We start from the raw sequence: 23,934 nt of genomic DNA on the forward strand, positions 1-23,934 counted from the left end.
GTTTTTTTGTCGATATACGGTCGCCAGGAAACACCGCGTAATGTTTTCGCGCGCAGTGTCAGCGATAAAAACAGCGAGCTGGACGCTCTGGATCAATGTTTTGTCTTTTTGAAAGCTCAGCGCAAGTCCGTCGAGCCACTGTGGGTCGGCGAACCTGCGGCGCAGCTTTTACCCTGACCCGGCCCTCTCGCAGGCACTCCCTGTACCCGTAGGTCACTCCGACCCTGCAACAGTCAGAACGTCCCGGCCCCTTGGTCATGCGCCTGCCTTCCTCAGGTGGGCGCAATGGAAGGCAGCAGGGCTGCTGCCTTCATGTTCAAGTCAGTACCACTTCGGATCTTTCTTCAGGGTTTCCATCAGTAGATCCTGCATGCCTTGATCGGGTTTGCCGAAGAAGCGATAGGTCGCATGTCGCGTCGGCGACTTGTCTTGCGGCAGGCCTTCAGGCACATCAACGAGCATGGCGTAGGCGTCATCCTTGTCGAAACTGAATGCGACGATCAAACGGTGGTTCAGGCACTTGTCCTGATTCTCGCAGAGCGGGCCCACCAAGTACTTGTTGCCGTCTTCAGTAACCGCGTTCATCTGTTGTTCGGAGGCCCCGGACAGGTTGATCACCCATTCCGGTACGCGCTCTTCTTTCTTTATCACGCCTTCCCAGGTCTCACGGTACTGCTCGTCAGAGGCGAGCAGTTCGTTGACCCGCGCCTGGCCGTCATTGGCCGCCATCGCCATGGCACTACCGCCCAGAAGCAGGGCGGCTGCCAGTGTCTTTAACGCAATCATCGTTAACCTCGGCCGCGACGGCCAAAGAAGAAGGAAGCGATGAACATCACCAGGAACACGACAAAGAGAATCTTGGCGATACCCGTGGCGGTGCCCGCGATACCACCGAAGCCCAGTACTGCAGCGATGATGGCAATGATCAAGAATGTAATTGCCCAGCTCAACATGGTGATTCTCCTTACTTCTCTATTTAGGGGTGTTGCATGTCCCGGCGCTGTGCGCCCGAATTCGTTTGCTCTTTAGAAAACCCAACGCTCTTCATGTGGCAGTTGATCCAGCGGCTGCGCCTGATCGACGTCCATCATGCGCATCGAGGCGCTTTCGGCCTGACTGCTGCTGACGGCGCTGAAGTGCGTTTGCGTGCTGTGCTGGATCGAGATCAGCGGCTCAACTTTCTGGCTGTTTTCCCAGCTCAGGTATTGCTGGCAAGCGATCAGGGTGATCAACAGCGCCAGTACGCCAAACAGACCTTGCTGGATGTGCAGTGGCGAGATACGCACTTGGGCGGCACGTTGGCGAGTCATCCTGGGTTCCTCACTCTTATTCGGTTAGGGCAGTTCATGTTCTGCCCGGGCTAAGTGAGGTATTGCAGCCTGCATGCCAGTTTTTTAATTGAAAAATATTCAATAAAATCAATGAGTTATGTGCGTGATAAAAAACGTTTGCGACGCATCCTGCACGATGGGGCATCTGAGATCGTGCGCAATGCACGATTTTTTCGTAGGAGATTTCATTCTTATGGAATTGAGAGCAGGGCGCAGATGTCAGAAAAGTACGCAGGGAATGCCCTGCAAATCGGTGATTGTTTAAAAAACCAGCAAAACCAACAACTTGGCCGTAATGGCAGGAGAGAGCTACCCTCCTATGGCTGGCATCGTTCAGAATCAACCATGCAACTTGCCCGATTTTTCCGGGACTAACCCAAGACCAATCACTATGGAGCGTAGGAAAAATGGAATCTGCCACTGAGCATCAAGGCCGCATTCTGCTGGTGGACGACGAATCTGCCATCCTGCGTACCTTCCGTTATTGCCTCGAAGACGAAGGCTATACGGTTGCCACAGCCAACAGCGCGGCTCAGGCCGACGCGCTGCTGCAACGCCAGGTCTTCGACCTGTGCTTCCTTGATTTACGTCTGGGCGAAGACAACGGTCTCGACGTACTGGCGCAGATGCGCATTCAGGCGCCGTGGATGCGTGTGGTCATCGTCACCGCGCATTCGGCTGTTGATACCGCCGTCGATGCGATCCAGGCAGGCGCGGCGGACTATCTGGTGAAACCGTGCAGCCCGGATCAGTTGCGTCTGGCCACCGCCAAACAGCTGGAAGTGCGCCAACTGTCAGCGCGCCTCGAAGCTCTCGAAGGCGAGATTCGCAAACCGAAGGACGGTCTCGACTCCCACAGCCCGGCAATGAAAGTGGTACTGGAAACAGCACGCCAGGTCGCCGGCACCGACGCCAACATTCTTATCCTCGGCGAGTCCGGCACCGGTAAAGGTGAACTTGCCCGAGCGATTCATGGCTGGAGCAAGCGCGAGAAGAAATCCTGCGTGACCATCAACTGCCCGTCGCTGACGGCGGAATTGATGGAAAGCGAGCTGTTCGGTCACAGTCGCGGCGCATTTACCGGTGCTAGCGAGAGCACCTTGGGTCGAGTCAATCAGGCCGACGGCGGTACGCTGTTTCTCGATGAGATCGGCGATTTTCCGCTCACTTTGCAACCAAAGTTGCTGCGTTTCATTCAGGACAAGGAATATGAGCGGGTGGGCGATCCGGTCACCCGTCGCGCCGATGTGCGTATTCTGGCGGCAACCAACCTCAACCTCGAAGACATGGTCCGAGACGGGCGTTTCCGCGAAGACCTGCTCTATCGTCTGAATGTCATCACCCTGCATCTGCCGCCCTTGCGCGAGCGCGCCGAGGACATTCTGACCCTGGCCGATCGCTTTCTCGCGCGTTTCGTCAAAGAGTATGCGCGCCCGGCACGGGGCTTCAGCGACGAGGCTCGCGAGGCACTGTTGGGCTACCGTTGGCCGGGCAACATTCGCGAGCTGCGTAACGTGGTTGAGCGGGCAAGCATCATCTGCCCGCAGGAGCGTGTGGAGATCAGCCACCTCGGCATGGCCGAACAACCGGTCAACAACGCCCCTCGAGTCGGTGCGGCATTGAGCCTCGACGAATTGGAGAAAGCCCACATCGGCGCGGTTCTCGCCACCGCCGGCACGCTGGATCAAGCGGCAAAAACCCTCGGCATCGACGCTTCGACCCTGTATCGCAAGCGCAAGCAGTACAACCTGTGAGCGCCCGGCGATGAAACTGGCGATGAAGTTGCGGACCCGTTTGTTCTTGAGTATTTCCGCGCTCATCACCGTGGCCTTGCTCGGGCTGCTGCTCGGGCTGGTCAGCGTGATGCAGATGGCGGGAACGCAAGAGGCGTTGGTGCGCAGCAACTTCGTCACCCTCGATCTGGGTCTCAAGCTGCGCCAGACGCTGGGTGATCAACTGATCATCATGCTGGCGGAAAAGCCTGATCCGGTGGCGTTCGAAGCGTCGAAACAGCATTACTTCGAGTTACTGGACCAAGGCATCGCCCAAGAGCAAGAGGGCGATGGCCGGCTATATGGCTTCAGTCGGGCAAAAGCGGATTATCTGAGCTTTCTGGAAGCGTTCGATTTGTCGCGTGACCCGGCCAGCTCGATGAGCAGCAGCGCCGACTTTCGAGAGCGCTTCAACACACTGCGCAACGGACTGATCACCGAACACAAGCATGCACTGGACAACATCAACGCGGTACAGCGTGAGGCGCGCGACCGTGCCTTGTTGATTGCGGGTCTGCTTGGCTTTGTCGGGCTGGCGGTGCTGATCATCGGTTTTATCACGGCCCACGGCATTGCTCGGCGTTTCGGCGCGCCGATCGAGGCGCTGGCGAAAGCCGCAGACAATATCGGCCAGGGCAATTTTGAAGTGACCCTGCCGATTTCCTCGGCGATGGAAATGAACCTGCTGACCAAACGCTTTGGCCTGATGGCCGAGGCGCTTCGCGAGCACCAGGCGACCAACGTTGATGAACTGCTCGCCGGTCAGCAACGCTTGCAAGCGGTGCTCGACAGCATCGATGACGGCTTGCTGATGATCGACCGCCAAGGGCATCTGGAGCACCTCAACCCAGTGGCCCAGCGACAATTGGGCTGGGAAGATGATCGTCTCGGCCAAGGGTTGGGCACGGCGCTGGAGCGACCAGAGCTGGATGCGCAGCTGCAACTGGTGCTGCGCGGCGGCTCCCTGGAGCGCGCGCCGGAAGACTTGAGCATCGAGGTCGACGGCGAATCCCGCCTGCTGACCTACAGCCTGACCCCGGTCAGCCACACCCAGGGACATATCCTCGGCGCGGTGATGGTGCTGCACGATGTCACCGAGCAACGCGCCTTCGAACGGGTGCGCAGCGAGTTCGTCTTGCGCGCTTCCCATGAGCTGCGCACCCCCGTCACCGGCATGCACATGGCGTTCGGCCTGTTCCGCGAACGGGCGAAGTATCCCGCGGAGTCGCGAGAGGCCGATCTGCTCGACACCGTGAATGAGGAAATGCAGCGCCTGATGCAGTTGATCAATGACTTGCTCAACTTCTCGCGTTATCAGAATGGCCTGCAGAAACTCACCCTGGCACCATGCTCCATCGAAGACTTGCTGGAGCAGGCGCAACTACGCTTTGCCGATTCGGCGGCGGCCAAGGGCATCGCCCTGAATGTCGAGGTGCAGGGGCCGTTGCCACGTTTGCAGGCCGATCAGGCGCAACTCGATCGCGTGCTGGATAACCTGATCGACAACGCCCTGCGCCATACCGCCCGCAACGGTCAGATCCGCTTGCAGGCACGCCGGCACGGCGAGCGAGTGATCATCAGTGTTGAAGACAACGGCGAAGGCATTGCCTACGGTCAGCAAGGACGGATCTTCGAACCGTTCGTACAGGTAGGGCGCAAGAAGGGTGGTGCCGGTCTGGGCTTGGCGCTGTGCAAGGAAATCGTCCAGCTGCATGGCGGACGCATGGGCGTTTACTCGCGACCGGGGCAAGGTACGCAGTTTTATATGGCGCTGACGGTCTAGGCTTCATCGTCCATTCGCCGTCCGGCAAGGCGTCGGCCACGGGTGATCAGTTCGATGAACTGCACCGCGCTGAGCGCATGGGCGAACAACCAGCCCTGGCCGAATTTCACGCCTTCGCTGCTGAGCAACTCAGCCTGCGATTCCAGCTCGATGCCTTCGGCAATCACCTTCAGATCCAGCGCCTGGGCCATGTGAATGATGTGCGGGGCGACGCCGCTGCTCGCTGCGTCATGGCCCAGTGCGTCGATAAATGCTTTGTCGATTTTCAGGCAATCGACCGGCAAGGTCTGCAGATAGGCGAGGCTGCAGTAGCCGGTGCCGAAATCGTCGATCAGCACCTGGTGGCCGACATCGCGCAAGGCTTGCAGGTTTTCCCGCGCCACCACCACATCAATCAAACCGCGCTCGGTAACTTCGAAGGCAATCTGCCGCGCGGCGACGCGATGGAGCGTGAGCAGCCGCGCCATGACCTGGCCAATGCGCGGCACCATCACGTCACAGGCTGCAAGGTTGACCGAGATATACAGCTGCGGATTGGCGCGCAGCAACTGGCCCAGTTGCTCCAGCAAGCGCTGCAGAACAAAGTCGGTCATCTGGCGGATTTGTCCGGTGTTTTCCGCCATGGGGATAAACAGGTCGGGACTGGTCAGCGTGCCGTCCGGGCGACGCCAGCGTAGCAGCGCCTCGGCGCCGACGCAGTTGCGGCTGTCGAGATCGAAGATCGGCTGATAGAGCACCTGCAACTCGCCGCGCCGGATCGCGCCGTGCAGTTCGGCGTCCAGTGACTGGCGCTGGCGCACCAGCAGGAAAACGAAGAAACCCGAAAAGGCGCCAAGCAGCACGCACGCCGGAATCATCCACCACCAGATAGCCGGGATGTGCATGCTGGTTCTGGGTGTGATCAGCACCAACTGATACTCCGGATTATCCGTGGGCATGCGGTAGATCAGCCGGGTCTGCGTGACTTGCAGGGCATCGCGACTCTTTGGTGGCCAGTGTTCCGTGGGTGGCCAGTCTTGCGCCATGCCGAGCACCGGGATGGCCCGGGTGCCGTGATCGAGCACCACTAGCAGGCTGCTGCCGGGCGACAGATCGACCATGTCGGTCAGATGCCCGCGCGAGGTGGCCACGCGGAAATTGCCGCGTCCGAGCATCAGCGCTGCACGGTTTTCATCGGGTTCGGTGGTGGTGTTCAGCCAATAACTGTAAGTCGGGCCTTTGATATCCGGCGCGCGAACCACTGACAGGCCTTCCTGGCGCGGACGGTTCGAGCAGGTCCGCGAAGCGTCCATATAAGCTGCTTCATACACGAAGCGATAGTTGAAGGTGACCTGCTGCAGGGTGGCGATCATTTCATCGTCACAACTGCGCAATGGCTGCGCTTCAAGATCATCGAGACTTTCACGCAACTGGCCGAACAATTGTTCGAGGCGGGCGAGGAACCGCTCGCCTTGTGCGTTCATTTGCTGGCTTTCGCTTTGCTCGACCTGGCGCATCGCCACGAACATTCCGCCGGCGATCAGCAGGCTGGCACTGAGGACAGCCGCGATCATCGCCAAAAACCAGGGGCGATAAAACCAGCTACGCAACGTCTCTCGGGTAGCAGCCATCAAGGAATATCCGAAGAATTACCAATGAGTTATAGCTGCTGATTGCAATTTCGCCCTGACCGTCGGGCGGGCGTCATTATTTTGTCTGATTGAGCACCAGCAATAGTGCCGCCGTTTGCGCATCCGGCGTGCCGTCGAAGCGCGAAGGGCGGAAGTGCATCTGGAACGCTGCAAGGACGTGGCGCGTGGCGACGTCCAGTTCACCAGTCTGCGGCGTGTCATAACCCAGGTGCGCCAGTTGTGCCTGGAACCAACTGATACTCGGCAGTTCACTGCTGTTGAACAGCATTTGCTGGCGCGCTACCGCCTGTTCGTTCGGCCAGACGCCCAAGCCTTCAGCAGCGAGGCGTTTCCACGGGAACAGTGGCCCCGGATCAAGTTTGCGCAAGGGTGCGATGTCGCTGTGACCGATAATGTGTCGCGGGTTGATGCCGTTGCGTTTGCTGATGTCTTTGAGCAGGGCGATCAACGATTGGATCTGCGCCTCGCTGTACGGATACCACAGGCGCCCGCTCGGCGTGTCCTTGAAACCCGGGTTGACGATTTCAATGCCGATCGAGCTGGAGTTGAGCCAGGTACGCCCCTGCCATTGGCTTTCGCCGGCGTGCCAGGCGCGTTGATTCTCATCCATGAGTTTGTAGACCGTACCGCTATTGTCGTCGCCGATCAGGTAATGGCTGCTGACTTCGCCGTGGGTCAGCAACTGCAGCGAGCGCTCCAGCGAGGCCGACGTGTAATGCACGACCACAAACTGAATGCGGCTGTCGTAATTGGCCGAAGGGTGGCTGGTGTTGTAGCGCGGGCCACTGGCACAACCGGCCAGAATGAGCAACGAAGCGAGGAGGGCAAAGAATTTCATGGCAGAAGGCAGTACACGCAAGACAGTAATGCAACAGTGTAACGTACTGCCTTGCGTCTCGACGGTCAGTGGGCGGATTTAAACAAAATGGAACAATTTGCTCAGCCCAGCTCGACCCGATTACGGCCTGCATTTTTAGCGCGATAAAGCGCCTGATCGGCTCTTTTCAGCACCAGATCGCTGTGTTCTCCAGCACGAAATGTTGCCAGCCCCATGGAAATGGTGATCGTCACTCGCTCGCCCTTGAAGTGGAAAGGGCAGGCTTCGATCGCTGCGCGCAGCGTTTCCAGAAGCTTGGCGCCGACCGCAGGCGGGGTGGCCGGCAGCAGCAAGACGAACTCCTCACCACCGAATCGGGCAATGAAATCAGATCCGCGCAGGCGTTTGCGCAGCACCGTGGCAATAATCTTCAGCACCTTGTCGCCGGCCAGATGGCCGTAGTTGTCATTGATCCGTTTGAAGTGATCAAGGTCGAGCATGGCCAGGCTCAGGGTGTTGCCGTGCTGCTGCCACTGCTTGATTTCATGCTCGAGGCGCTCGCTCCACGCAGCGCGATTGGGCAAGCCGGTGAGTGGGTCGATCAAGGCTTTCTGGCGCTGTTCTTCGAGGTGCTCACGGAATCCCTGGGCTTCCTGCTCCATATGCGCCACGCGCTCGGACAGACCTTTGAGCCGCGCAGCCACTTCCTGCTCGCGGGCGTCGCGCTGCTTCTGGTGCTGATCCATGGTGCCGATCAAGCCTTCGAGATGGTTCTCCAACACTTGCTTGAGGTCATCCAGATCGGCGGCTTCCTGAACGCTGGTCTGCAAGCCGTCGACTTGCTCGCGGATCTGCGTATCCATGGCCCGCGCCGCTGAGCTGTTGTCGGCATGGCCTTCACTGGCAGCTTGCAGATTGCTCTGGAACGCTTCGAGGCGTTCGTTGAGTTGCTGCAGGTAGGCTTCGAATTCGTGCTGGCCGCTGTCGGTGATCGCCAGCATCAACGTCGCGAGATCGTCGAGGATCGGTATCAGTTCGTACCAGTTCAAGCCATGTTTCAGCCTTTCACGCATGGCTTCGGCTTGCGGGCGGTGGCGCTCCGGCAGGGTCAGGTCGTCGAGGAGGCCGATCAGGGTGTCTTCGATGTGCTTGGCCACGGAGCTGTAAGACGGCTCCGGGGTATCAGGCAGGGCGAACAGGATGTCGTGTTCGGATTGCTCCGGATCAATGGCGGCCAACGCCTGCGCGATGGGTTCGGGCAGCGGCAGGCTGTCGAGGATCAGTGGCGATGGATCACCGGGGTGAATCAGCTCATCAGGATTGATGGCGGCAGGCGTGGTTGGAGTCTGAGCGGCAGCCTGGGTGAAAACAGGCTCGGGTTCAAAGCGCTCTGCTTGAGGTTCGCTCGGGTCACTGCTGCCTTCGCTGCCGACCGAGGGTGGCACGAAGGTAACCACTTCTGCCGATTCCGGTTGATTCTGGGCGTCCGGCATTGTTGTTTCGACAGGCGCAATTGCTTCGATGGCAGCAGTTGCCATCACAGGTTCAATCGATGCGACAGGGGCGGGCTGTGCGGTTTCTGGTGCGGGTGACGGTGCGGCAAGCGGTTGCAGCGGCGGCGCGGCTTGAAGCGGCGCGGGTGATTCTGTCGCTGGGGCTTCTTCGCTGTCGCGGCTTCCGAACAAACGCTGCAGCAGACCTGGTCGCCCCGGCTCTGGCGGGGTGTCCAACTGACTCAGTGCCTTGCCCTGCAGGCCGCTGAGTTCACTCAGCAGCAATGGCATTTCCCGCGCCGAACCGACGCGGCTATCCAGTTGTTTGGCGAATTTCTTCAGTGGCTGAGCGACTTCACGCGGCAACGGCAAAGCCTGCAACTGAGTGACCAGCGATGTCAGCGCGGTACTGACTTGATCGATGCGGGTTTCGCGGCGCTGCTCGGAATCGAGCACGGCTTTTTCCAGGCGCGGCAGGAGGGCGGCGAGGCCGGCGTCCATGTCGTCAGTGCGCACCACGTCGCGCATCTCTTTCATGCACTGATCAACGACTTTATCGGTACCTTCGGCCGCCAGCGTGCTGCGCACCAGGCCGCGACGCAGCAAGTCGAGCCTCGCGGCCCAGCGGCGTTCGAGTTTGTCCTGTTGTTCGATGCTTTTGAGGTACTTTTCTTTCCAGCGCTGGGCGTCGTCGCTCATTCAGGGGTTCCGCGAGGGGCAGGACTCAACGCGGGCAATGCATCGGCCGTGAGCGAACCCGGCAGACGAATCTCTACCGCGACCGGCAGGTGATCGGAAATCGGTTGTGCCAGCACTTCGACCTTTTCCAGGGTCAGGGTCGGGCTGAGCAAAATATGATCAAGGCAACGCTGAGGACGCCAGCTGGGGAATGTCGCTTCCACCTGCGGGGCCAGCAGGCCGAGATCGCGTAACGGAGAATGTTGTAGCAGATCGCTGGCATGGGTGTTCATGTCACCCATCAACACCTGGTGTTTATAGCCACCGATCAGCTCACGAATATAGGCCAGTTGCAGGCTGCGCGTTCGCGCGCCAAGAGCCAAGTGCATCATCACTACCACCAGCGCTTCCGGGCCTTCGCCGAAACGCAGCAGAATCGCCCCGCGACCTTTCGGGCCGGGCAGCGGGTGATCTTCAATCGCCGACGGTTTCAGACGACTGAGCACGCCATTGCTGTGCTGAGCGAGTCGGCCGAGGTTGCGATTGAGCTGTTGATACCAGTAGGGGAAAGCGCCGAGTTGGGCCAGGTGTTCGACCTGATTGACGTAGCCCGAACGCAGGCTGCCGCCATCGGCTTCCTGCAGGGCGACCAGATCGAAGTCGCCGAGCAGGTCGCCGATCTTTTGCAGATTGCCTGAGCGGCCGTTGTGCGGCAGCAGGTGCTGCCAGCTGCGGGTCAGGTAATGCCGATAGCGCTCGGTGCTGATGCCGACCTGGATATTGAAACTGAGCAGGCGCAGACGCTGGTCTGCGGGCAGGCCCGTTGACTCCAGGTGATGCTCATTGACCTGCGGATCATGCAGGCCAACGATGCGTTCGGACTTCCAGCGGCGCATGGCGGTTGCCGCGCTTAGTTGGCAGCAGCCTTGGTTGCCGCTCGCTCTTTGGCGACCAGTTGGTCAGCCAGTTTCAGCGCTTGCTCGGCACCACCGGCAGAGCCGATGTCGAAACGGTACTTGCCGTTGACGATCATGGTAGGTACGCCAGTGATCTCATACTTCTTGGCCAGTTCGCGAGCTTTGACGATCTGACCCTTGATAGCGAACGAGTTGAAGGTGGCCAGGAACTTGTCCTTGTCGACACCCTGGGTCGCAAGGAAGTCAGCCATATCCTGTGGATCGGTCAGCTTCTTGTGTTCTTTCTGAATTGCGTTGAATACCGCAGCGTGAACCTTGTGCTCGACACCCATGGCTTCCAGGGTCAGGAACATCTGGCCGTGAGCGTCCCATGGGCCGCCGAACATGGCAGGAATACGCACGAAGTTGACGTCGGACGGCAGTTTCTCAACCCAAGGGTTGATCACGGGCTCAAAGGCGTAGCAATGCGGGCAGCCGTACCAGAACAGCTCGACCACTTCGATCTTGCCAGGCTCTGCAACCGGTACCGGGTTGGCCAGTTCCACGTAAGGGGCGGCTGGGGCTTCGGCGGCTTGAGCGGTCACGCCGAACAGGCTGGCAGCGACGAGAGCGGCGCTGATGATCAGATTACGCATGCTTTACTCCTGGACAATTTGGGTCGCCTCGCGCGACCTGTTTTCAGACAGATCCTGGCGGGCATGAGTTCTGTAGTGTAACGGCAGCGGCCACAAAAAAGGGCGGCCAAAGCCACCCTTTTTATACTTGCTGCGACGGATTAATCGAGCGTTAACGTTGCAGGAGATGTCCATCGCCTGCAGCGCTCGATCCGTAGGCCTTAGTGCAGACCTTGAATGTAGCTGGAGACCGCAGCGATGTCTTCGTCGCTCAGGCGTTTGGCGATGTTCTGCATGGTCATGGTGTCGCCGTCGTTGGTGCGGCCGCCTTCTTCCTTGCGGAAGTCGGTGAGCTGCTTGGTGATGTATTGAGCGTGTTGGCCACCCAGATGCGGGAAACCGGCAGCGGCGTTGCCGGCGCCGTTTGGTGAGTGGCAGCCTGTGCAGGCTGGCAGGCCCTTGGCCAGGTTGCCGCCGCGGAACAGCGCTTCACCGCGCGCGACGATCTTCGGATCGGCGGCGCCGACGCTGCCTTTCTGGCTGGCGAAATAGGCGGCGATGTCGGCCAGGTCCTGATCACTCAGATTGGTCAGCAGGCCGGTCATTTCCAGAACGGTGCGCTTGCCCGACTTGATGTCGTGCAGCTGCTTGGTCAGGTAGCGTTCACCTTGACCGGCCAGTTTCGGAAAGTTTGGCGCCATGCTGTTACCGTCCGGGCCATGGCAGGCTCCACATACAGCGGCTTTTGCCTGGCCCGCTGCGGCATCACCGGCAGCATGGGCGAAGCCTGAAATTCCCACGGTCAACAGCAGACTCACGATCAATTTGTTCATCAGCTAATCCAACTACGGCTAAGGGTTAAGTTATGGACCGGGTTTACTCGCTCATCCACAGGATGATGGCTTGGTAATCCTCGGCACTGCAGTCCATGCACAAACCACGCGGCGGCATCGCCTTGAAACCCTGGGTCACGTGTTGCACCAGCGTCCCCATACCTTTCGCCAACCTCGGCGTCCAAGCTTCCTGATCGCCTCTTTTGGGCGCCATGGGTAGTTGGCCGGAATGACAGGCACCACAAACACGGTTGTACACAGCTTCCGGATCCTGTGTAGCCTGTGCGCTGTAAAGCGGCATCAAGACTCCGGCAGCCAGCAGCCATTTCGTCATAAAACGACCTTTTCAGGGTTGAGAGCGTTCTGCGTTCTAATGCGCAATCAAGGTCTGTCGCTCTCGTGAACTTCATCCTACGCTGGGACAAAGCACACACAAAATCTGCGGCATTATATACTGGCGTCACTGAAACGGAAGCGACACCGCGTTCCGCGCCCAATCCCGGCGCCGCCCACATCGGAAATCCCATGCAACTCAAGAATCCCATCCTCGGCCTGTGCCAACAGTCCACGTTCATGCTCAGTGCCGCCAAAGTCGATCAATGCCCTGACGACGAAGGCTTCGAAGTGGCGTTCGCCGGTCGTTCCAACGCCGGCAAATCCAGCGCACTGAACACCCTGACTCACGCCAGCCTGGCGCGCACCTCGAAAACTCCGGGTCGCACACAGCTGTTGAACTTCTTCAAGCTAGACGAAGATCGCCGTCTGGTCGACCTGCCGGGCTACGGTTACGCAAAAGTACCGATCCCGCTGAAGATGCACTGGCAGCGTCACCTTGAGGCTTACCTCGGTGGCCGCGAGAGTTTGAAGGGTTTGATTCTGATGATGGATATCCGTCATCCAATGACCGACTTCGACCTGCTGATGCTCGACTGGGCCGTTGCCGCCGGCATGCCGATGCACATCCTGCTGACCAAGGCCGACAAGCTGACCTACGGCGCAGCCAAGAACACCCTGCTCAAAGTGCAGTCGGAAATTCGCAAGGGTTGGGGCGATCTGGTCACCATCCAGCTGTTCTCCGCGCCAAAACGCATGGGCCTGGAAGAGGCCTACACTGTACTGGCCGGCTGGATGGAACTGGCAGACAAAGGCGCCGAGGCGGCTGAGTAAAACAGGGATTAGAAAATTGGCTGTGGTGCGCTCAGGCAAGGCGAAAGCACAGCTAAAAAGCGGAGTTTAGGATACCTAAATGAGCATTTTTAGCTGTGCTTTCAACGCAGTCTGAGCGTGCCACAGCCAATTTTCGGGCAAAAAAAGCCCCGGACTTCATTGGGGAGGGAGAAGTTCCGGGGTTTAAGTTCCGAACCGCTAGGGCGGGGTTCAGATATCTGCCAACACTTAACACAACATAGGAGCATCGAAGGGCTTCACCAGCCATTCAGTAACTCTGAGTAGTGTCCTTCCAGATTAGTTCAGATTTTTTTCAAAAAGCTTTGGAATAATCCCAAGCGCTTTTTGAAATAAGCAGGTTTTACCGGCATTGCCGCGACAACAGGTCGCGGCAAACCGTGTTCAAAAGGCTCAGTGAGCCTCATCCCAATTGTTGCCCACACCCACTTCGACCAGCAGCGGTACATCCAGTTTCGCCGCTTCGCTCATGTGTACGCGGATCTCGGCACTGACTTGTTCGACCAGATCCTCGCGAACCTCCAGTACCAGTTCATCGTGCACCTGCAGAATGACTCTGGCGTCCAGCCCGGACGTCGCCAGCCAGTTATCCACTGCCACCATGGCTTTCTTGATGATGTCGGCGGCCGTGCCCTGCATCGGCGCGTTGATCGCCGTACGTTCGGCGGCGGCGCGTTCCTGCGGCTTGTTCGAGTTGATTTCCGGCAGATACAGGCGACGACCGAAGAAGGTTTCGACATAACCCTGATCCGCCGCCTGCGCGCGGGTGCGCTCCATGTACTCGCGAACCCCCGGATAACGGGCGAAGTAGGTGTCGATGTAAGCCTTGGCAGTCTTGGTGTCGACGCCGATGTCCTTGCCGAGCTTCTGTGCGCCCATGCCGTAGATCAGACCGAAGTTGATCGCCTTGGCGCCACGGCGCTGGTCGGAGGTCACCTCGTTGAGTTCGACCTTGAACACTTCGGCAGCGGTGGCGGTGTGCACGTCCAGGTTGTTGCGGAAGGCATTCATCAGGCCTTCGTCCTTGGACAGGTGCGCCATGATCCGCAGCTCGATCTGCGAATAGTCTGCCGCCAGCAGTTTGTAGCCTTTCGGCGCGACGAACGCCTGACGAATGCGTCGACCTTCAGCCGTACGCACCGGAATGTTCTGCAGGTTCGGATCGCTGGAGGACAAGCGCCCGGTCGACGCCACAGCCTGATGATATGAGGTGTGAATACGGCCGGTGCGCGGGTTGATCTGCTCCGGCAAGCGATCGGTGTAAGTGCTTTTCAGCTTGCTCATCGAGCGGTGCTCCATCAGCACCTTCGGCAAGCGGTGATCGTCTTCAGCGAGCTTCGCCAACACTTCTTCAGCAGTGGACGGCTGGCCCTTGGCGGTCTTCTTCAGCACCGGAAGACCAAGTTTCTCGTAGAGAATCACGCCCAGTTGTTTCGGCGAGCCAAGGTTGAATTCTTCCCCGGCGATTTCGAACGCTTCGCGCTCCAGCGCAACCATTTTGTTGCCCAGCTCGATGCTCTGGATGCCAAGCAGCTCAGCGTCAACAAACGCGCCTTGGCGTTCGATGCGCGCCAGCACCGGCACCAGCGGAATTTCGATGTCGGTCAGCACGCTGGCCAGACTCGGGATCGCGCTGAGTTTTTCGAACAACGTCTGGTGCAGACGCAAGGTGATGTCGGCGTCTTCGGCGGCGTAAGGGCCGGCCTGCTCCAGGGCGATCTGGTCGAAGGTCAGCTGCTTGGCGCCTTTGCCGGCGATGTCCTGGAAGCTTACGGTGGTGTGATCGAGGTACTTCTGCGCGAGGCTGTCCATGTCGTGGCGGGTCGCGGTGGAATTGAGCACGTAGGACTCAAGCATCGTGTCGAAGGCGATGCCGCGCACGGTGATGCCGTTGTTCTGGTCGCCACCGATGGCGCAGTTGGCCAGAATATTCATATCGAACTTGGCGTGCTGGCCGACCTTCAGCTTGCTCGGGTCTTCCAAAATCGGCTTGAGTGCGCGCAGTACGGTGTCGCGATCCAGTTGCTCCGGCACGCCGATGTAGGAGTGGGTCAGCGGAATGTACGCGGCTTCGTTGGCCTGCACTGCGAACGACAGGCCGACCAGTTGCGCTTGTTGCGCGTCGATGCCGGTGGTTTCAGTATCGAAGGCGAACAGTTTGGCGTTCTTCAGTTTTTCCAGCCAGACGTCGAAACGCGCCTGATCGAGGATGGTTTCATACGCGGCTTCGGTCGGAGCAGCAGGCGCTTCTGCTGCTGGCGCGCTGAACAGATCGCCGGCCGGTGCAGGCTCGCTGGCCGCGCTCAGCTCCAGACGCTTGGCGTCGCGATCCAGATCGTTGATCCAGCTCTTGAACTCCAGCAGCGAGTACAGCTCGTAGAGCTTGGCCGGGTCTTCCGCGCCCATTTGCAGATCGTCGAGTTCGACGTCCAGCGGCACGTCGACCTTGATGGTCGCCAGTTGATAGGAGAGGAACGCCATCTCCTTGTGCTCTTCGAGCTTGGCCGGCAGGGTTTTCGCGCCGCGAATCGGCAGGCTCGGAACGATGTCGAGATTGGCGTACAGCTCGGTAAGGCCGCCGTTGACCCCGACCAGCAAGCCGGAAGCGGTCTTCGGGCCAATGCCCGGCACACCCGGAATGTTGTCGGACGAATCGCCCATCAGCGCCAGATAATCGATGATCTGCTCCGGTGCGACGCCGAATTTCTCCTTCACGCCTTCCACGTCCATCGAACTACCGGACATGGTGTTGACCAAGGTAATGTGGCCGTCGACCAATTGCGCCATGTCCTTGTCGCCGGTGGAGATGATCACCGGACGATCCGCCGCCGCGCTGCTGCGGGCGAGGGTGCCGATCACGTCGTCGGCCTCGACGCCTTCCACGCACAGCAGCGGGAAACCGAGGGCGATCACGCTCTGGTGCAGCGGTTCGATCTGCACGCGCATATCATCGGGCATGCTTGGGCGGTTGGCTTTGTATTCGGCGTACATCTCATCGCGAAATGTCCCACCCTTGGCGTCGAACACCACGGCGAACGGGCTGTCCGGGTACTGCTTGCGCAGACTCTTGAGCATGTTCAACACGCCTTTGACCGCACCGGTCGGCAGGCCTTTGGAGGTGGTCAGTGGTGGCAGCGCGTGAAACGCGCGATACAGGTAAGACGAACCGTCCACCAGGACGAGGGGGGCTTGGCTCATGAGCAGGATCAACCTTTTCGGCGGGTCCGGCGCTAGAATAGCGGGACCGTTGACGACAAAGGGACAAGGTTATCATGCGTACGTTAAATCGCTTGCTGCTGGTCGGTCTGATTGCTGCCTCACCGTTGGCCGCGATGGCGGCGGATGATGCGCCCGCTTCGGAGCCGGAAGTTACGATCAACACGCACACTGAAGGTGACAAGGTCATTCAGGAATACAGTCGCAGTGGCTTCGTCTATGCGATCAAGGTCACGCCAAAGGGTGGCAAACCTTATTTCCTGGTGCGCGCCGATGGCACGGACGCGAACTACATTCGCTCCGACCAGCCGGATATGCTGATTCCGTCGTGGGAAATCTTTACCTGGAAGTAAGATTCCCGACTTTTAATCGGCGTCGCCTGACCGCGACGCCTGAACTGAGCAGTTTTTAACCATGTCTGTGTTCACTCCCCTGGCTCGGCCCGAGCTGGAAACCTTTCTCGCCCCTTACGGGCTTGGCCGTCTGCTTGATTTCCAGGGGATCGCCGCCGGCAGCGAAAACACCAACTTCTTTATCAGCCTGGAGCAGGGCGAGTTTGTCCTGACCCTGGTCGAACGCGGCCCGGTGCAGGAGATGCCGTTCTTCATCGACCTGCTCGACGTGCTCCACGAAGCCGACTTGCCAGTGCCGTACGCGTTGCGCACCACTGATGGCGTGGCGCTGCGTGAGCTGAAAGGCAAACCGGCGCTGCTGCAACCGCGCCTGTCCGGCAAGCACATCAAGGTCGCCAATGCTCAGCATTGCGCGCAGGTTGGCGAGTTGCAGGCGCACCTGCACCTGGCGACCCAAGGCGAGCGCATGATCAAGCGCAAGACCGATCGGGGCCTGGACTGGATGCAGGAGGAGGGCAGCGAGTTGCTCTCGCACCTGAGCGATGAGCCGCGTGCTTTGCTGCAGAAGGCCCTGGATGAAATCACCGAGCGTAAAGACAAGATCCTCGCGCTGCCTCGGGCGAACATTCATGCCGACCTGTTTCGCGACAACGCGATGTTTGAAGGCACGCACCTGACCGGGCTGATCGATTTTTACAACGCCTGCTCGGGGCCGATGCTCTATGACGTGGCGATTGCCTTGAACGACTGGTGTTCGGACGAGGATGGTTTGGTCGATGGCCCGCGTGCTCGCGCATTCCTTGGCGCTTATGCAGCGTTGCGCCCGTTCACGGCGGCGGAGGCTGAGTTGTGGCCGACGATGTTGCGCGTGGCCTGTGTGCGGTTCTGGCTGTCGCGGTTGATCGCGGCGGAGCAGTTTGCCGGGCAGGACGTGTTGATTCACGATCCCAAGGAGTTTGAGCAGCGCTTGGCGCAGCGGCAGCAGGTGCACACACCGTTGCCTTTCGCCCTTTAAGATCAAAAGATCGTCCGAACGCGGCCCGAGCCTTCGGCAGCTCCTACATGGGATTGATGTACACCCTGTAGGAGCTGCCGAAGGCTGCGATCTTTTTCTATGGGGTTACAGAGATTCCAGGCATCCCGCCAAATCATTGCCCAACTTTTCCAACACCTGCTCATAGCCCTGAGCCGTCGCCGGGGTGTACCCGCCCAACGCATCCAGCTCAGCCAGTTTCACCGGCAGGCCAGCCACCAATGTTTCGGCCAAACGCGGACGCAACGGCGGTTCACTGAACACACAAGTCTTGCCCACTTCCTGCAAACGCTTGCGCATCGCCGCGACATGTTGCGCGCCCGGCTGCACTTCGGCAGCCACGCTGAACACACCGGCATGCTTCAGGCCGTAAGCCTCTTCAAAATAATCAAACGCCTCGTGGAAGACGAAGTAAGGCTTGCCTTCAACACTGGCCAGACGCTTTTTCAAACGCTGATCCAGTGCATCCAGACGCTCATCAAACGCCTTGGCATTGCTCTGATAACGCTCGGCGTTAGCCGGGTCGACGGCGCTGAGGTCGGCGGCCATCTTGTCGGCAATCACCCGCGCGTTCACCGGCGATAGCCACAAATGCGCATCCAGCGTGCCGGGACGATGATCGTGATCATGCTCGTCAGCCTCTTCGGCGTGGGAATGGCTGTCTTCAGCGAAACGGCGCAGATGCATCCCCGGCAAGTCCTGCACGGCGACGCTCGGCAGTGTCCGGCCATTCAGCACGCGCGGCAGGAAACCTTCCATGTCCGGGCCGATCCAGTAGAGCAGATCCACCGATTGCACCTTCCGTACGTCGGATGGTCGCAGCGCGTAATTGTGTGGCGAAGCACCCGGCGGCAGAAGCACTTCGGGAATCGCTACGCCGTCCTGCACGGCCGCTGCAATCAGCTGCAACGGTTTGATGCTGGTGAGGACTTTGACCTCGGCCTGAGCCGAACCGATCAGCAGAAAACTGGCGACAAAAGCCACAAAAACAGAAAAAAGTCGGGACACGATGACCACTCAAGGAGGCGAGAACGGGTAACATAATAACGTCTCTATCAAAACTCGTCGCCGCCCATGCCTATTACACCGATTGCCAGCCGTCCCCACGACCACTCTCATTGCGTGCACAGCGCTTTGTCCGAGGCCGATACCTTGTGCGCCCAGAAAGGCTTGCGCCTGACCGCGTTGCGCCGCCGGGTGCTGGAATTGGTGTGGCAAAGCCACAAGCCGCTGGGCGCCTACGACATTCTCGCCGTGCTCAGCGAGCAGGACGGCCGCCGCGCCGCGCCGCCGACCGTTTATCGCGCACTGGATTTCCTCCTGGAAAACGGCCTCGTGCATCGTATTTCTTCGCTGAACGCCTTCGTTGGCTGCGTGCACCCGGAGCATGCGCATCAGGGCCAGTTCCTGATTTGCCGCGATTGCCACGCTGCCATTGAACTTGAGCAAAAAGTGATCAGCGACGCGATCATCAACAGCGCCAAGGACGTCGGTTTCATCGTCGAGGCGCAAACCGTCGAAGTCGTCGGTCTGTGCTCCGGTTGCCAGGGGGCTTGATGAGCAATGCGCTGATCCGTCTGGAGCAGGTCGCCGTCACGTTTGCCGGGCAGGCTGTGCTGGACAACATTGAGCTGAGCGTCGAACCGGGGCAGATTGTCACCCTGATCGGCCCCAATGGCGCCGGCAAGACCACGCTGGTGCGTGCTGTGCTGGGCCTGTTGAAGCCGGACAGCGGCAGCGTCTGGCGCAAGCCGAAGCTGCGCGTCGGTTATATGCCGCAAAAACTCCACGTCGATCCGACACTGCCACTTTCGGTGCTGCGCTTTCTGCGCCTGGTGCCGGGCGTTGACCGTCCGCGTGCGTTGGCCGCGTTGAAAGAAGTCGGCGCCGAACACGTTATCGATAGCCCGGTGCAAAGCGTTTCCGGCGGCGAAATGCAGCGCGTACTACTCGCTCGGGCGCTGCTGCGCGAACCGGAACTGCTGGTGCTTGATGAGCCGGTGCAAGGCGTCGATGTCGCTGGCCAGGCCGAGCTGTACAGCCTGATCACCCGTCTGCGCGATCGCCATGGCTGCGGCGTGTTGATGGTGTCCCACGATCTGCATCTGGTGATGAGCACCACCGACCAGGTGGTCTGCCTCAACCGTCACGTCTGCTGCTCCGGGCATCCCGAGCAGGTCAGCGGCGATCCTGCGTTCGTCGAGCTGTTCGGCAAGAATGCGCAGAGCCTGGCGGTCTACCACCACCATCACGACCATGCTCACGACCTGCACGGTTCGGTGGTCAAAGGGCCGGTTATTGGCCAGCCTCACGTTCACGGAGACAACTGCAAGCATGGCTGATTTTCTGTTGTATGCCCTGCTTGCAGGTCTGGCGTTGGCGATCGTTGCAGGTCCGTTGGGTTCGTTTGTGGTCTGGCGCCGCATGGCGTATTTCGGCGACACCTTGTCCCACGCGGCGCTGCTCGGCGTGGCGTTGGGCTTTCTGCTGGATGTCAGCCCGACGGTCGCAGTGACGGTCGGATGCCTGCTGCTGGCGGTGCTGCTGGTCACGCTGCAACAGCGTCAACCGCTGGCGTCTGACACGCTTTTGGGAATTCTCGCACCGAGCACGCTCTCTCTCGGCCTGGTGGTACTAAGCTTCATGCATGAAGTGCGGATTGACCTGATGGCCTATCTGTTCGGCGACCTGCTGGCGATCAGCCCGACCGATCTGGCGTGGATCCTCGGCGGCAGCGCGGCGGTGCTGGTGTTGCTGGTGACGCTGTGGCGGCCATTGCTGGCGATCACCGTGCACGAAGAACTGGCCAAGGTCGAAGGCCTGCCGGTGGCGGGTCTGCGCATGGCGCTGATGCTGTTGATTGCGGTGGTGATTGCGGTGGCGATGAAAATCGTCGGTGTGTTGCTGATTACTTCACTGCTGATCATTCCGGCGGCTGCGGCACAACGTCACGCCCGTTCGCCGGAGCAGATGGCACTGGGCGCGAGCCTGCTGGGCATGCTCGCGGTGTGTGGCGGGCTGGCGCTGTCGTGGTTCAAGGACACCCCGGCCGGGCCGTCAATCGTTGTGACGGCGGCCGCACTGTTTCTGTTGAGTTTTGTTCTGCCCCGTCGTGGGGTGTAGACTTGGCCGCTTTTTGCGCAAATAGAGAGTCGCAGGAATGAAGCCGTTCGCCTCCCGTTATCTGCTCCTTGTCGCATTTTCAGTGCTGCTCGGCGCCTGCCAAAGCACGCCGCCGGTGGCCGAAGTCCCCGATGCGCGGGCTACGGCCATCGCACAGCTGGAGCAAAGCCTGGCCAGCAGCGAACTGGCCACTGCCGAAGATCAATTGGCTGCTTTGCAGAAAGAAACCCCCAACGATCAATCCCTTGAGCAATACCAGCGGCAGCTTGCCGAAGCGTATCTGCGTCGCAGCCAGATCGTGCTGCAGAAGGGTGATGTGAATGCGGCCGCCACAGCGTTGAGCCGTGCCCGCGCGCTGATGCCGAAAGCCCCGGCGCTGACCGGTGGCGTCAACGGCGCGATTACTGAAGCGCGCAAGGCTGAGCTGGAGAAGGCTGAAGCGGCGCTGTTGGCAGCCGAAGCCAAGCCGAAAGCCAAAGTGATCGATCCGACTGCCGAGAGCACCACGGTTGCGTTGAATATTACCGATAGCCACAAACTTCGTCGCCAACTCGATGCGATCGCCGCTGATGTGGTGAATTATGAGTGTGGGGTGACGATTCAGGCGCCACGGACCGATGATTATCCTTGGTTGGCGACGTTGCTGACCAAGCGGGTCAAGAAGCTCGATCCGGATTTTGATCTGAAGATTGAGAAGCAGACCGTGCGCACGGTGCCGGCGCAGATGGTTTTGAGTCCGCGTAAACCGTAAAAAGATCGCTGCCTGCGGCAGCTCCTACATGGAATTGAGGTACACCCTGTAGGAGCTGCCGAAGGCTGCGATCTTTTGCTTTTTAAGCTGGAATCGCTTTCGCCTTAGGCTCACGATCCCAAACCCGATGCTGCCCGATCGCCGCGAAGAACGGCTTGGTCAACGCCGGTACATCCTTGCCTTGCAACAACCCGGCATCCGCCTCCAGCTTCAGCAGATCCTGCAATTGCTTGGCGTCACCCTGCAGCGCAATCGCCTTCAAGTGCTTGTAGGCCTCCAGCACGTAGTGCAATGCCACACCGTCGCCGCTCAATGTCTTGACCGACGCCGCGCCACCCGGCACGAACACCGCATCGAAGATTACTGATGGCATGCCTTCCATCGAAGCATCCACAGGCAACATTTTTCCGTCCGCAGTTTTCACCGGCGCCGAAGTCGGGCCGAGCAATTTCGCGTGCGCACCTTCAGCCGCCAATGCCTTCTTCATCGCATCAATCGCTGCACCATCAACGCCGTTCGCAGCAAGAATTGCGACTTTTCGGGTTTTGATGTTCTCTGGCAGCAAATTAGCCTGGCTCAATGACGGCGAGTGATCGAACGACACCTTGCGCACATCCACCGTACCTTTGCTCGGTGCCGGCAGACCCAGGTTGGCCGCCACACGCTTGGCCAGTTCCAGATCGATGTTGGCCAGAATCTCGTTCACTTCTCGCGCACGGATGAACTCGCGCTCAACCTTGCCCAGCTCGAAGCTGTAAGCGGCAATGATGTGCTCCTTCTCGTGATCGCTCATGCTGTTGAAGAACAATGTTGCCTGAGAGAAGTGATCGCTGAACGACTCGCTGCGCTGGCGGATCTTGTTCGCATCGATGCGTTCCGGATAGCTCTCAAAGCCACCGTCCTGCGCGGCTGGCGGCGTTTCTTTCGGCCAGCCACCATCAATCGAGTTTGGCTCATAAGAGGCGCGGCCTTTGTCGATCACCGTACGGTGCTGCGCATCGCGCTGGCCGTTGTGGAATGGCGCGACCGGACGGTTGATCGGCAGCTCGTGAAAGTTCGGCCCACCGAGTCGGCTGATTTGCGTATCGGTGTAGGAAAACAACCGACCTTGCAGCAGCGGGTCATTGGAGAAGTCGATGCCCGGCACGATGTGGCCAGGGCAGAACGCAACCTGCTCGGTCTCGGCAAAGAAGTTGTCCGGGTTACGGTTCAAGGTCATTTTGCCCAGCGGCGTGATCGGCACGATTTCTTCGGGGATCAGCTTGGTCGGGTCGAGGATGTCAAAATCGAAGTCGTGTTCGTTTTCCTCCTCGATGATCTGCACGCCGAGTTCCCATTCAGGGTAGTCGCCCATCTCGATCGCTTCCCAGAGGTCGCGGCGATGGTAGTCGGTGTCTTTGCCGGCGAGCTTTTGCGCCTCGTCCCACACCAGTGAGCAAGTGCCGGCAGTAGGGCGCCAGTGGAATTTGACGAAGCGCGATTTGCCCTCGGCGTTGATCAGGCGGAAGGTGTGCACGCCGAAGCCTTGCATGCTGCGCAGGCTTTTCGGGATCGCCCGGTCGGACATCGCCCAGATGACCATGTGCGCCGATTCCGGCACCAGCGAGACGAAGTCCCAGAAGGTATCGTGGGCAGAGCCACCGGTAGGGATTTCATTGTGCGGCTCGGGTTTCACTGCGTGGACGAAGTCGGGAAACTTGATCGCGTCCTGAATGAAGAAGACCGGCATGTTGTTGCCGACCAAGTCGAAGTTGCCTTCATCAGTGAAGAACTTCACCGCGAAACCGCGCACGTCACGCACGGTGTCGCCGGAACCACGTGGGCCCTGCACCGTGGAAAAGCGCACAAACACCGGCGTCTTTTTCCCCGGATCCTGTAGGAAACCGGCCTTGGTCAGCGTCGAATGGTTCTCGTAAGCCTGAAAGAAACCATGCGCGCCAGTGCCGCGCGCGTGGACGATGCGTTCCGGGATCCGCTCATGGTCAAAATGCGTGATCTTTTCCCGCATGATGAAGTCTTCAAGCAGCGACGGCCCGCGCGGCCCGGCCTTAAGGGTGTTCTGATTATCGGCGATCTTCACACCCTGGTTGGTGCGCAGGGCCTGGCCGGTGGCATCGGAGCGAAATTTTTCTAGGCTGTCGAGTTTGGCGTTGGTGTTGGCACGATCCGGGGTATCGGTTCCGGCCATCTGGCTTTTATCGGTCGTAGGCTTCTTGCTCATCAGTCGTAAACTCCTCGGTTGACCCCGATGCTCGCCGGGGACTCTTGAGTGGTTCCCGGGCACGGCACCCAGGGTTTTCAAGTCGCTTACTTAGTGACTGATGGGCTGCTTTGGACGTTCCTTTTTTATGACCTTTGATCTTGTTATTGCCAAATCGAAGGTTAGTTGCGAAATAAATGCTAA

The 23,934-nt window shown here is 59.5% G+C and carries 22 protein-coding genes; 9 read left to right on the forward strand and 13 right to left on the reverse strand.

Annotated features, from left to right (window positions below; genetic code table 11):
• Window positions 1-321 precede the first annotated feature (321 nt).
• The 3 genes from ACZZ0A_RS25965 to ACZZ0A_RS25975 all read right to left on the reverse strand — a co-directional run bounded on the left by ACZZ0A_RS25965 (window position 322) and on the right by ACZZ0A_RS25975 (window position 1,310).
• Window positions 322-786, reverse strand: coding sequence for an inhibitor of vertebrate lysozyme family protein (locus tag ACZZ0A_RS25965; protein ID WP_123376019.1), 465 nt, complete (start codon window positions 784-786; stop codon window positions 322-324).
• Window positions 787-788: 2 nt separating this feature from the next.
• Window positions 789-953, reverse strand: coding sequence for a DUF1328 domain-containing protein (locus ACZZ0A_RS25970; protein ID WP_003177151.1), 165 nt, complete (start codon window positions 951-953; stop codon window positions 789-791).
• Between the two features lie 72 nt (window positions 954-1,025).
• The gene (locus ACZZ0A_RS25975) at window positions 1,026-1,310 is read right to left on the reverse strand and encodes a hypothetical protein (RefSeq protein ID WP_463543910.1); all 285 of its coding nucleotides are present in this window, start codon (window positions 1,308-1,310) and stop codon (window positions 1,026-1,028) included.
• Window positions 1,311-1,738: 428 nt separating this feature from the next.
• On the opposite strand from ACZZ0A_RS25975, the gene algB reads away from it, so the two are divergent.
• Window positions 1,739-3,085 (forward strand): sigma-54-dependent response regulator transcription factor AlgB, encoded by a 1,347-nt coding sequence (gene algB / locus ACZZ0A_RS25980; protein ID WP_007911789.1) that lies wholly within the window; start codon window positions 1,739-1,741, stop codon window positions 3,083-3,085.
• Window positions 3,086-3,095: 10 nt separating this feature from the next.
• Window positions 3,096-4,886, forward strand: a complete 1,791-nt coding sequence (locus ACZZ0A_RS25985; protein ID WP_007911788.1) for an ATP-binding protein — start codon at window positions 3,096-3,098, stop codon at window positions 4,884-4,886.
• Here ACZZ0A_RS25985 and ACZZ0A_RS25990 read toward each other — a convergent pair.
• The 7 genes from ACZZ0A_RS25990 to ACZZ0A_RS26020 all read right to left on the reverse strand — a co-directional run bounded on the left by ACZZ0A_RS25990 (window position 4,883) and on the right by ACZZ0A_RS26020 (window position 12,203).
• Window positions 4,883-6,496: an EAL domain-containing protein gene (locus tag ACZZ0A_RS25990; RefSeq protein ID WP_095113109.1), complete on the reverse strand. Its 1,614-nt coding sequence runs from the start codon at window positions 6,494-6,496 to the stop codon at window positions 4,883-4,885. The two genes, ACZZ0A_RS25985 and ACZZ0A_RS25990, sit on opposite strands and share 4 nt — an antisense overlap.
• 76 nt (window positions 6,497-6,572) lie before the next feature.
• Window positions 6,573-7,355: an N-acetylmuramoyl-L-alanine amidase gene (locus ACZZ0A_RS25995; protein WP_463543911.1), complete on the reverse strand. Its 783-nt coding sequence runs from the start codon at window positions 7,353-7,355 to the stop codon at window positions 6,573-6,575.
• Window positions 7,356-7,456: 101 nt separating this feature from the next.
• Window positions 7,457-9,526 (reverse strand): GGDEF domain-containing protein, encoded by a 2,070-nt coding sequence (locus tag ACZZ0A_RS26000; RefSeq protein ID WP_463543912.1) that lies wholly within the window; start codon window positions 9,524-9,526, stop codon window positions 7,457-7,459.
• Complete coding sequence (locus tag ACZZ0A_RS26005; RefSeq protein ID WP_007911779.1) at window positions 9,523-10,401, reverse strand: endonuclease/exonuclease/phosphatase family protein; 879 nt, start codon at window positions 10,399-10,401, stop codon at window positions 9,523-9,525. Before ACZZ0A_RS26005 ends, ACZZ0A_RS26000 begins: the two co-directional genes overlap by 4 nt.
• A gap of 14 nt (window positions 10,402-10,415) precedes the next feature.
• Window positions 10,416-11,057, reverse strand: coding sequence for a thiol:disulfide interchange protein DsbA/DsbL (locus ACZZ0A_RS26010; protein ID WP_007911777.1), 642 nt, complete (start codon window positions 11,055-11,057; stop codon window positions 10,416-10,418).
• 200 nt (window positions 11,058-11,257) lie between these two features.
• On the reverse strand, window positions 11,258-11,869 hold the full coding sequence (locus ACZZ0A_RS26015) for a c-type cytochrome (protein WP_007911773.1): 612 nt from the start codon (window positions 11,867-11,869) through the stop codon (window positions 11,258-11,260).
• A 43-nt stretch (window positions 11,870-11,912) separates the two neighbouring features.
• Window positions 11,913-12,203 carry a c-type cytochrome gene (locus tag ACZZ0A_RS26020; RefSeq protein ID WP_038365005.1) on the reverse strand — a complete coding sequence of 97 codons (291 nt, stop codon included), beginning with the start codon at window positions 12,201-12,203 and terminating at the stop codon, window positions 11,913-11,915.
• 191 nt (window positions 12,204-12,394) lie between these two features.
• Between ACZZ0A_RS26020 and yihA the strand changes: the two genes are divergently transcribed.
• Window positions 12,395-13,036: a ribosome biogenesis GTP-binding protein YihA/YsxC gene (gene yihA, locus ACZZ0A_RS26025; RefSeq protein WP_007911767.1), complete on the forward strand. Its 642-nt coding sequence runs from the start codon at window positions 12,395-12,397 to the stop codon at window positions 13,034-13,036.
• 411 nt (window positions 13,037-13,447) lie between these two features.
• On the opposite strand, the gene polA is transcribed toward yihA, so the two are convergent.
• Window positions 13,448-16,252 carry a DNA polymerase I gene (polA, locus tag ACZZ0A_RS26030; RefSeq protein ID WP_123376015.1) on the reverse strand — a complete coding sequence of 935 codons (2,805 nt, stop codon included), beginning with the start codon at window positions 16,250-16,252 and terminating at the stop codon, window positions 13,448-13,450.
• A 74-nt stretch (window positions 16,253-16,326) separates the two neighbouring features.
• Between polA and ACZZ0A_RS26035 the strand changes: the two genes are divergently transcribed.
• Window positions 16,327-16,623, forward strand: a complete 297-nt coding sequence (locus tag ACZZ0A_RS26035) for a DUF2782 domain-containing protein (protein ID WP_008081231.1) — start codon at window positions 16,327-16,329, stop codon at window positions 16,621-16,623.
• Window positions 16,624-16,684: 61 nt separating this feature from the next.
• Window positions 16,685-17,638 (forward strand): homoserine kinase, encoded by a 954-nt coding sequence (locus ACZZ0A_RS26040; protein ID WP_123376014.1) that lies wholly within the window; start codon window positions 16,685-16,687, stop codon window positions 17,636-17,638.
• 105 nt (window positions 17,639-17,743) lie between these two features.
• Here ACZZ0A_RS26040 and ACZZ0A_RS26045 read toward each other — a convergent pair whose 3' ends face one another.
• Window positions 17,744-18,664, reverse strand: a complete 921-nt coding sequence (locus tag ACZZ0A_RS26045; RefSeq protein ID WP_095113240.1) for a zinc ABC transporter substrate-binding protein ZnuA — start codon at window positions 18,662-18,664, stop codon at window positions 17,744-17,746.
• 66 nt (window positions 18,665-18,730) lie between these two features.
• On the opposite strand from ACZZ0A_RS26045, the gene ACZZ0A_RS26050 reads away from it, so the two are divergent.
• The 4 genes from ACZZ0A_RS26050 to ACZZ0A_RS26065 are packed head-to-tail and all read left to right on the forward strand — an operon-like array spanning window position 18,731 to window position 21,530.
• Entirely contained in the window at window positions 18,731-19,213 is a 483-nt protein-coding gene (locus ACZZ0A_RS26050; protein WP_007911760.1) for a Fur family transcriptional regulator, read from the forward strand.
• On the forward strand, window positions 19,213-19,998 hold the full coding sequence (gene znuC / locus ACZZ0A_RS26055) for a zinc ABC transporter ATP-binding protein ZnuC (protein WP_007911759.1): 786 nt from the start codon (window positions 19,213-19,215) through the stop codon (window positions 19,996-19,998). The genes ACZZ0A_RS26050 and znuC overlap by 1 nt, the downstream gene beginning before the upstream one ends.
• Window positions 19,991-20,779 (forward strand): zinc ABC transporter permease subunit ZnuB, encoded by a 789-nt coding sequence (gene znuB, locus ACZZ0A_RS26060; protein WP_007911758.1) that lies wholly within the window; start codon window positions 19,991-19,993, stop codon window positions 20,777-20,779. Before znuC ends, znuB begins: the two co-directional genes overlap by 8 nt.
• A gap of 37 nt (window positions 20,780-20,816) precedes the next feature.
• Complete coding sequence (locus ACZZ0A_RS26065; RefSeq protein ID WP_095113105.1) at window positions 20,817-21,530, forward strand: PA5502 family lipoprotein; 714 nt, start codon at window positions 20,817-20,819, stop codon at window positions 21,528-21,530.
• A gap of 82 nt (window positions 21,531-21,612) precedes the next feature.
• Here ACZZ0A_RS26065 and katE read toward each other — a convergent pair whose 3' ends face one another.
• The gene (katE, locus tag ACZZ0A_RS26070; RefSeq protein ID WP_463544113.1) at window positions 21,613-23,754 is read right to left on the reverse strand and encodes a catalase HPII; all 2,142 of its coding nucleotides are present in this window, start codon (window positions 23,752-23,754) and stop codon (window positions 21,613-21,615) included.
• Window positions 23,755-23,934: the final 180 nt, after the last annotated feature.

It is taken from the genome of Pseudomonas sp. AC242 (assembly GCF_979258655.1).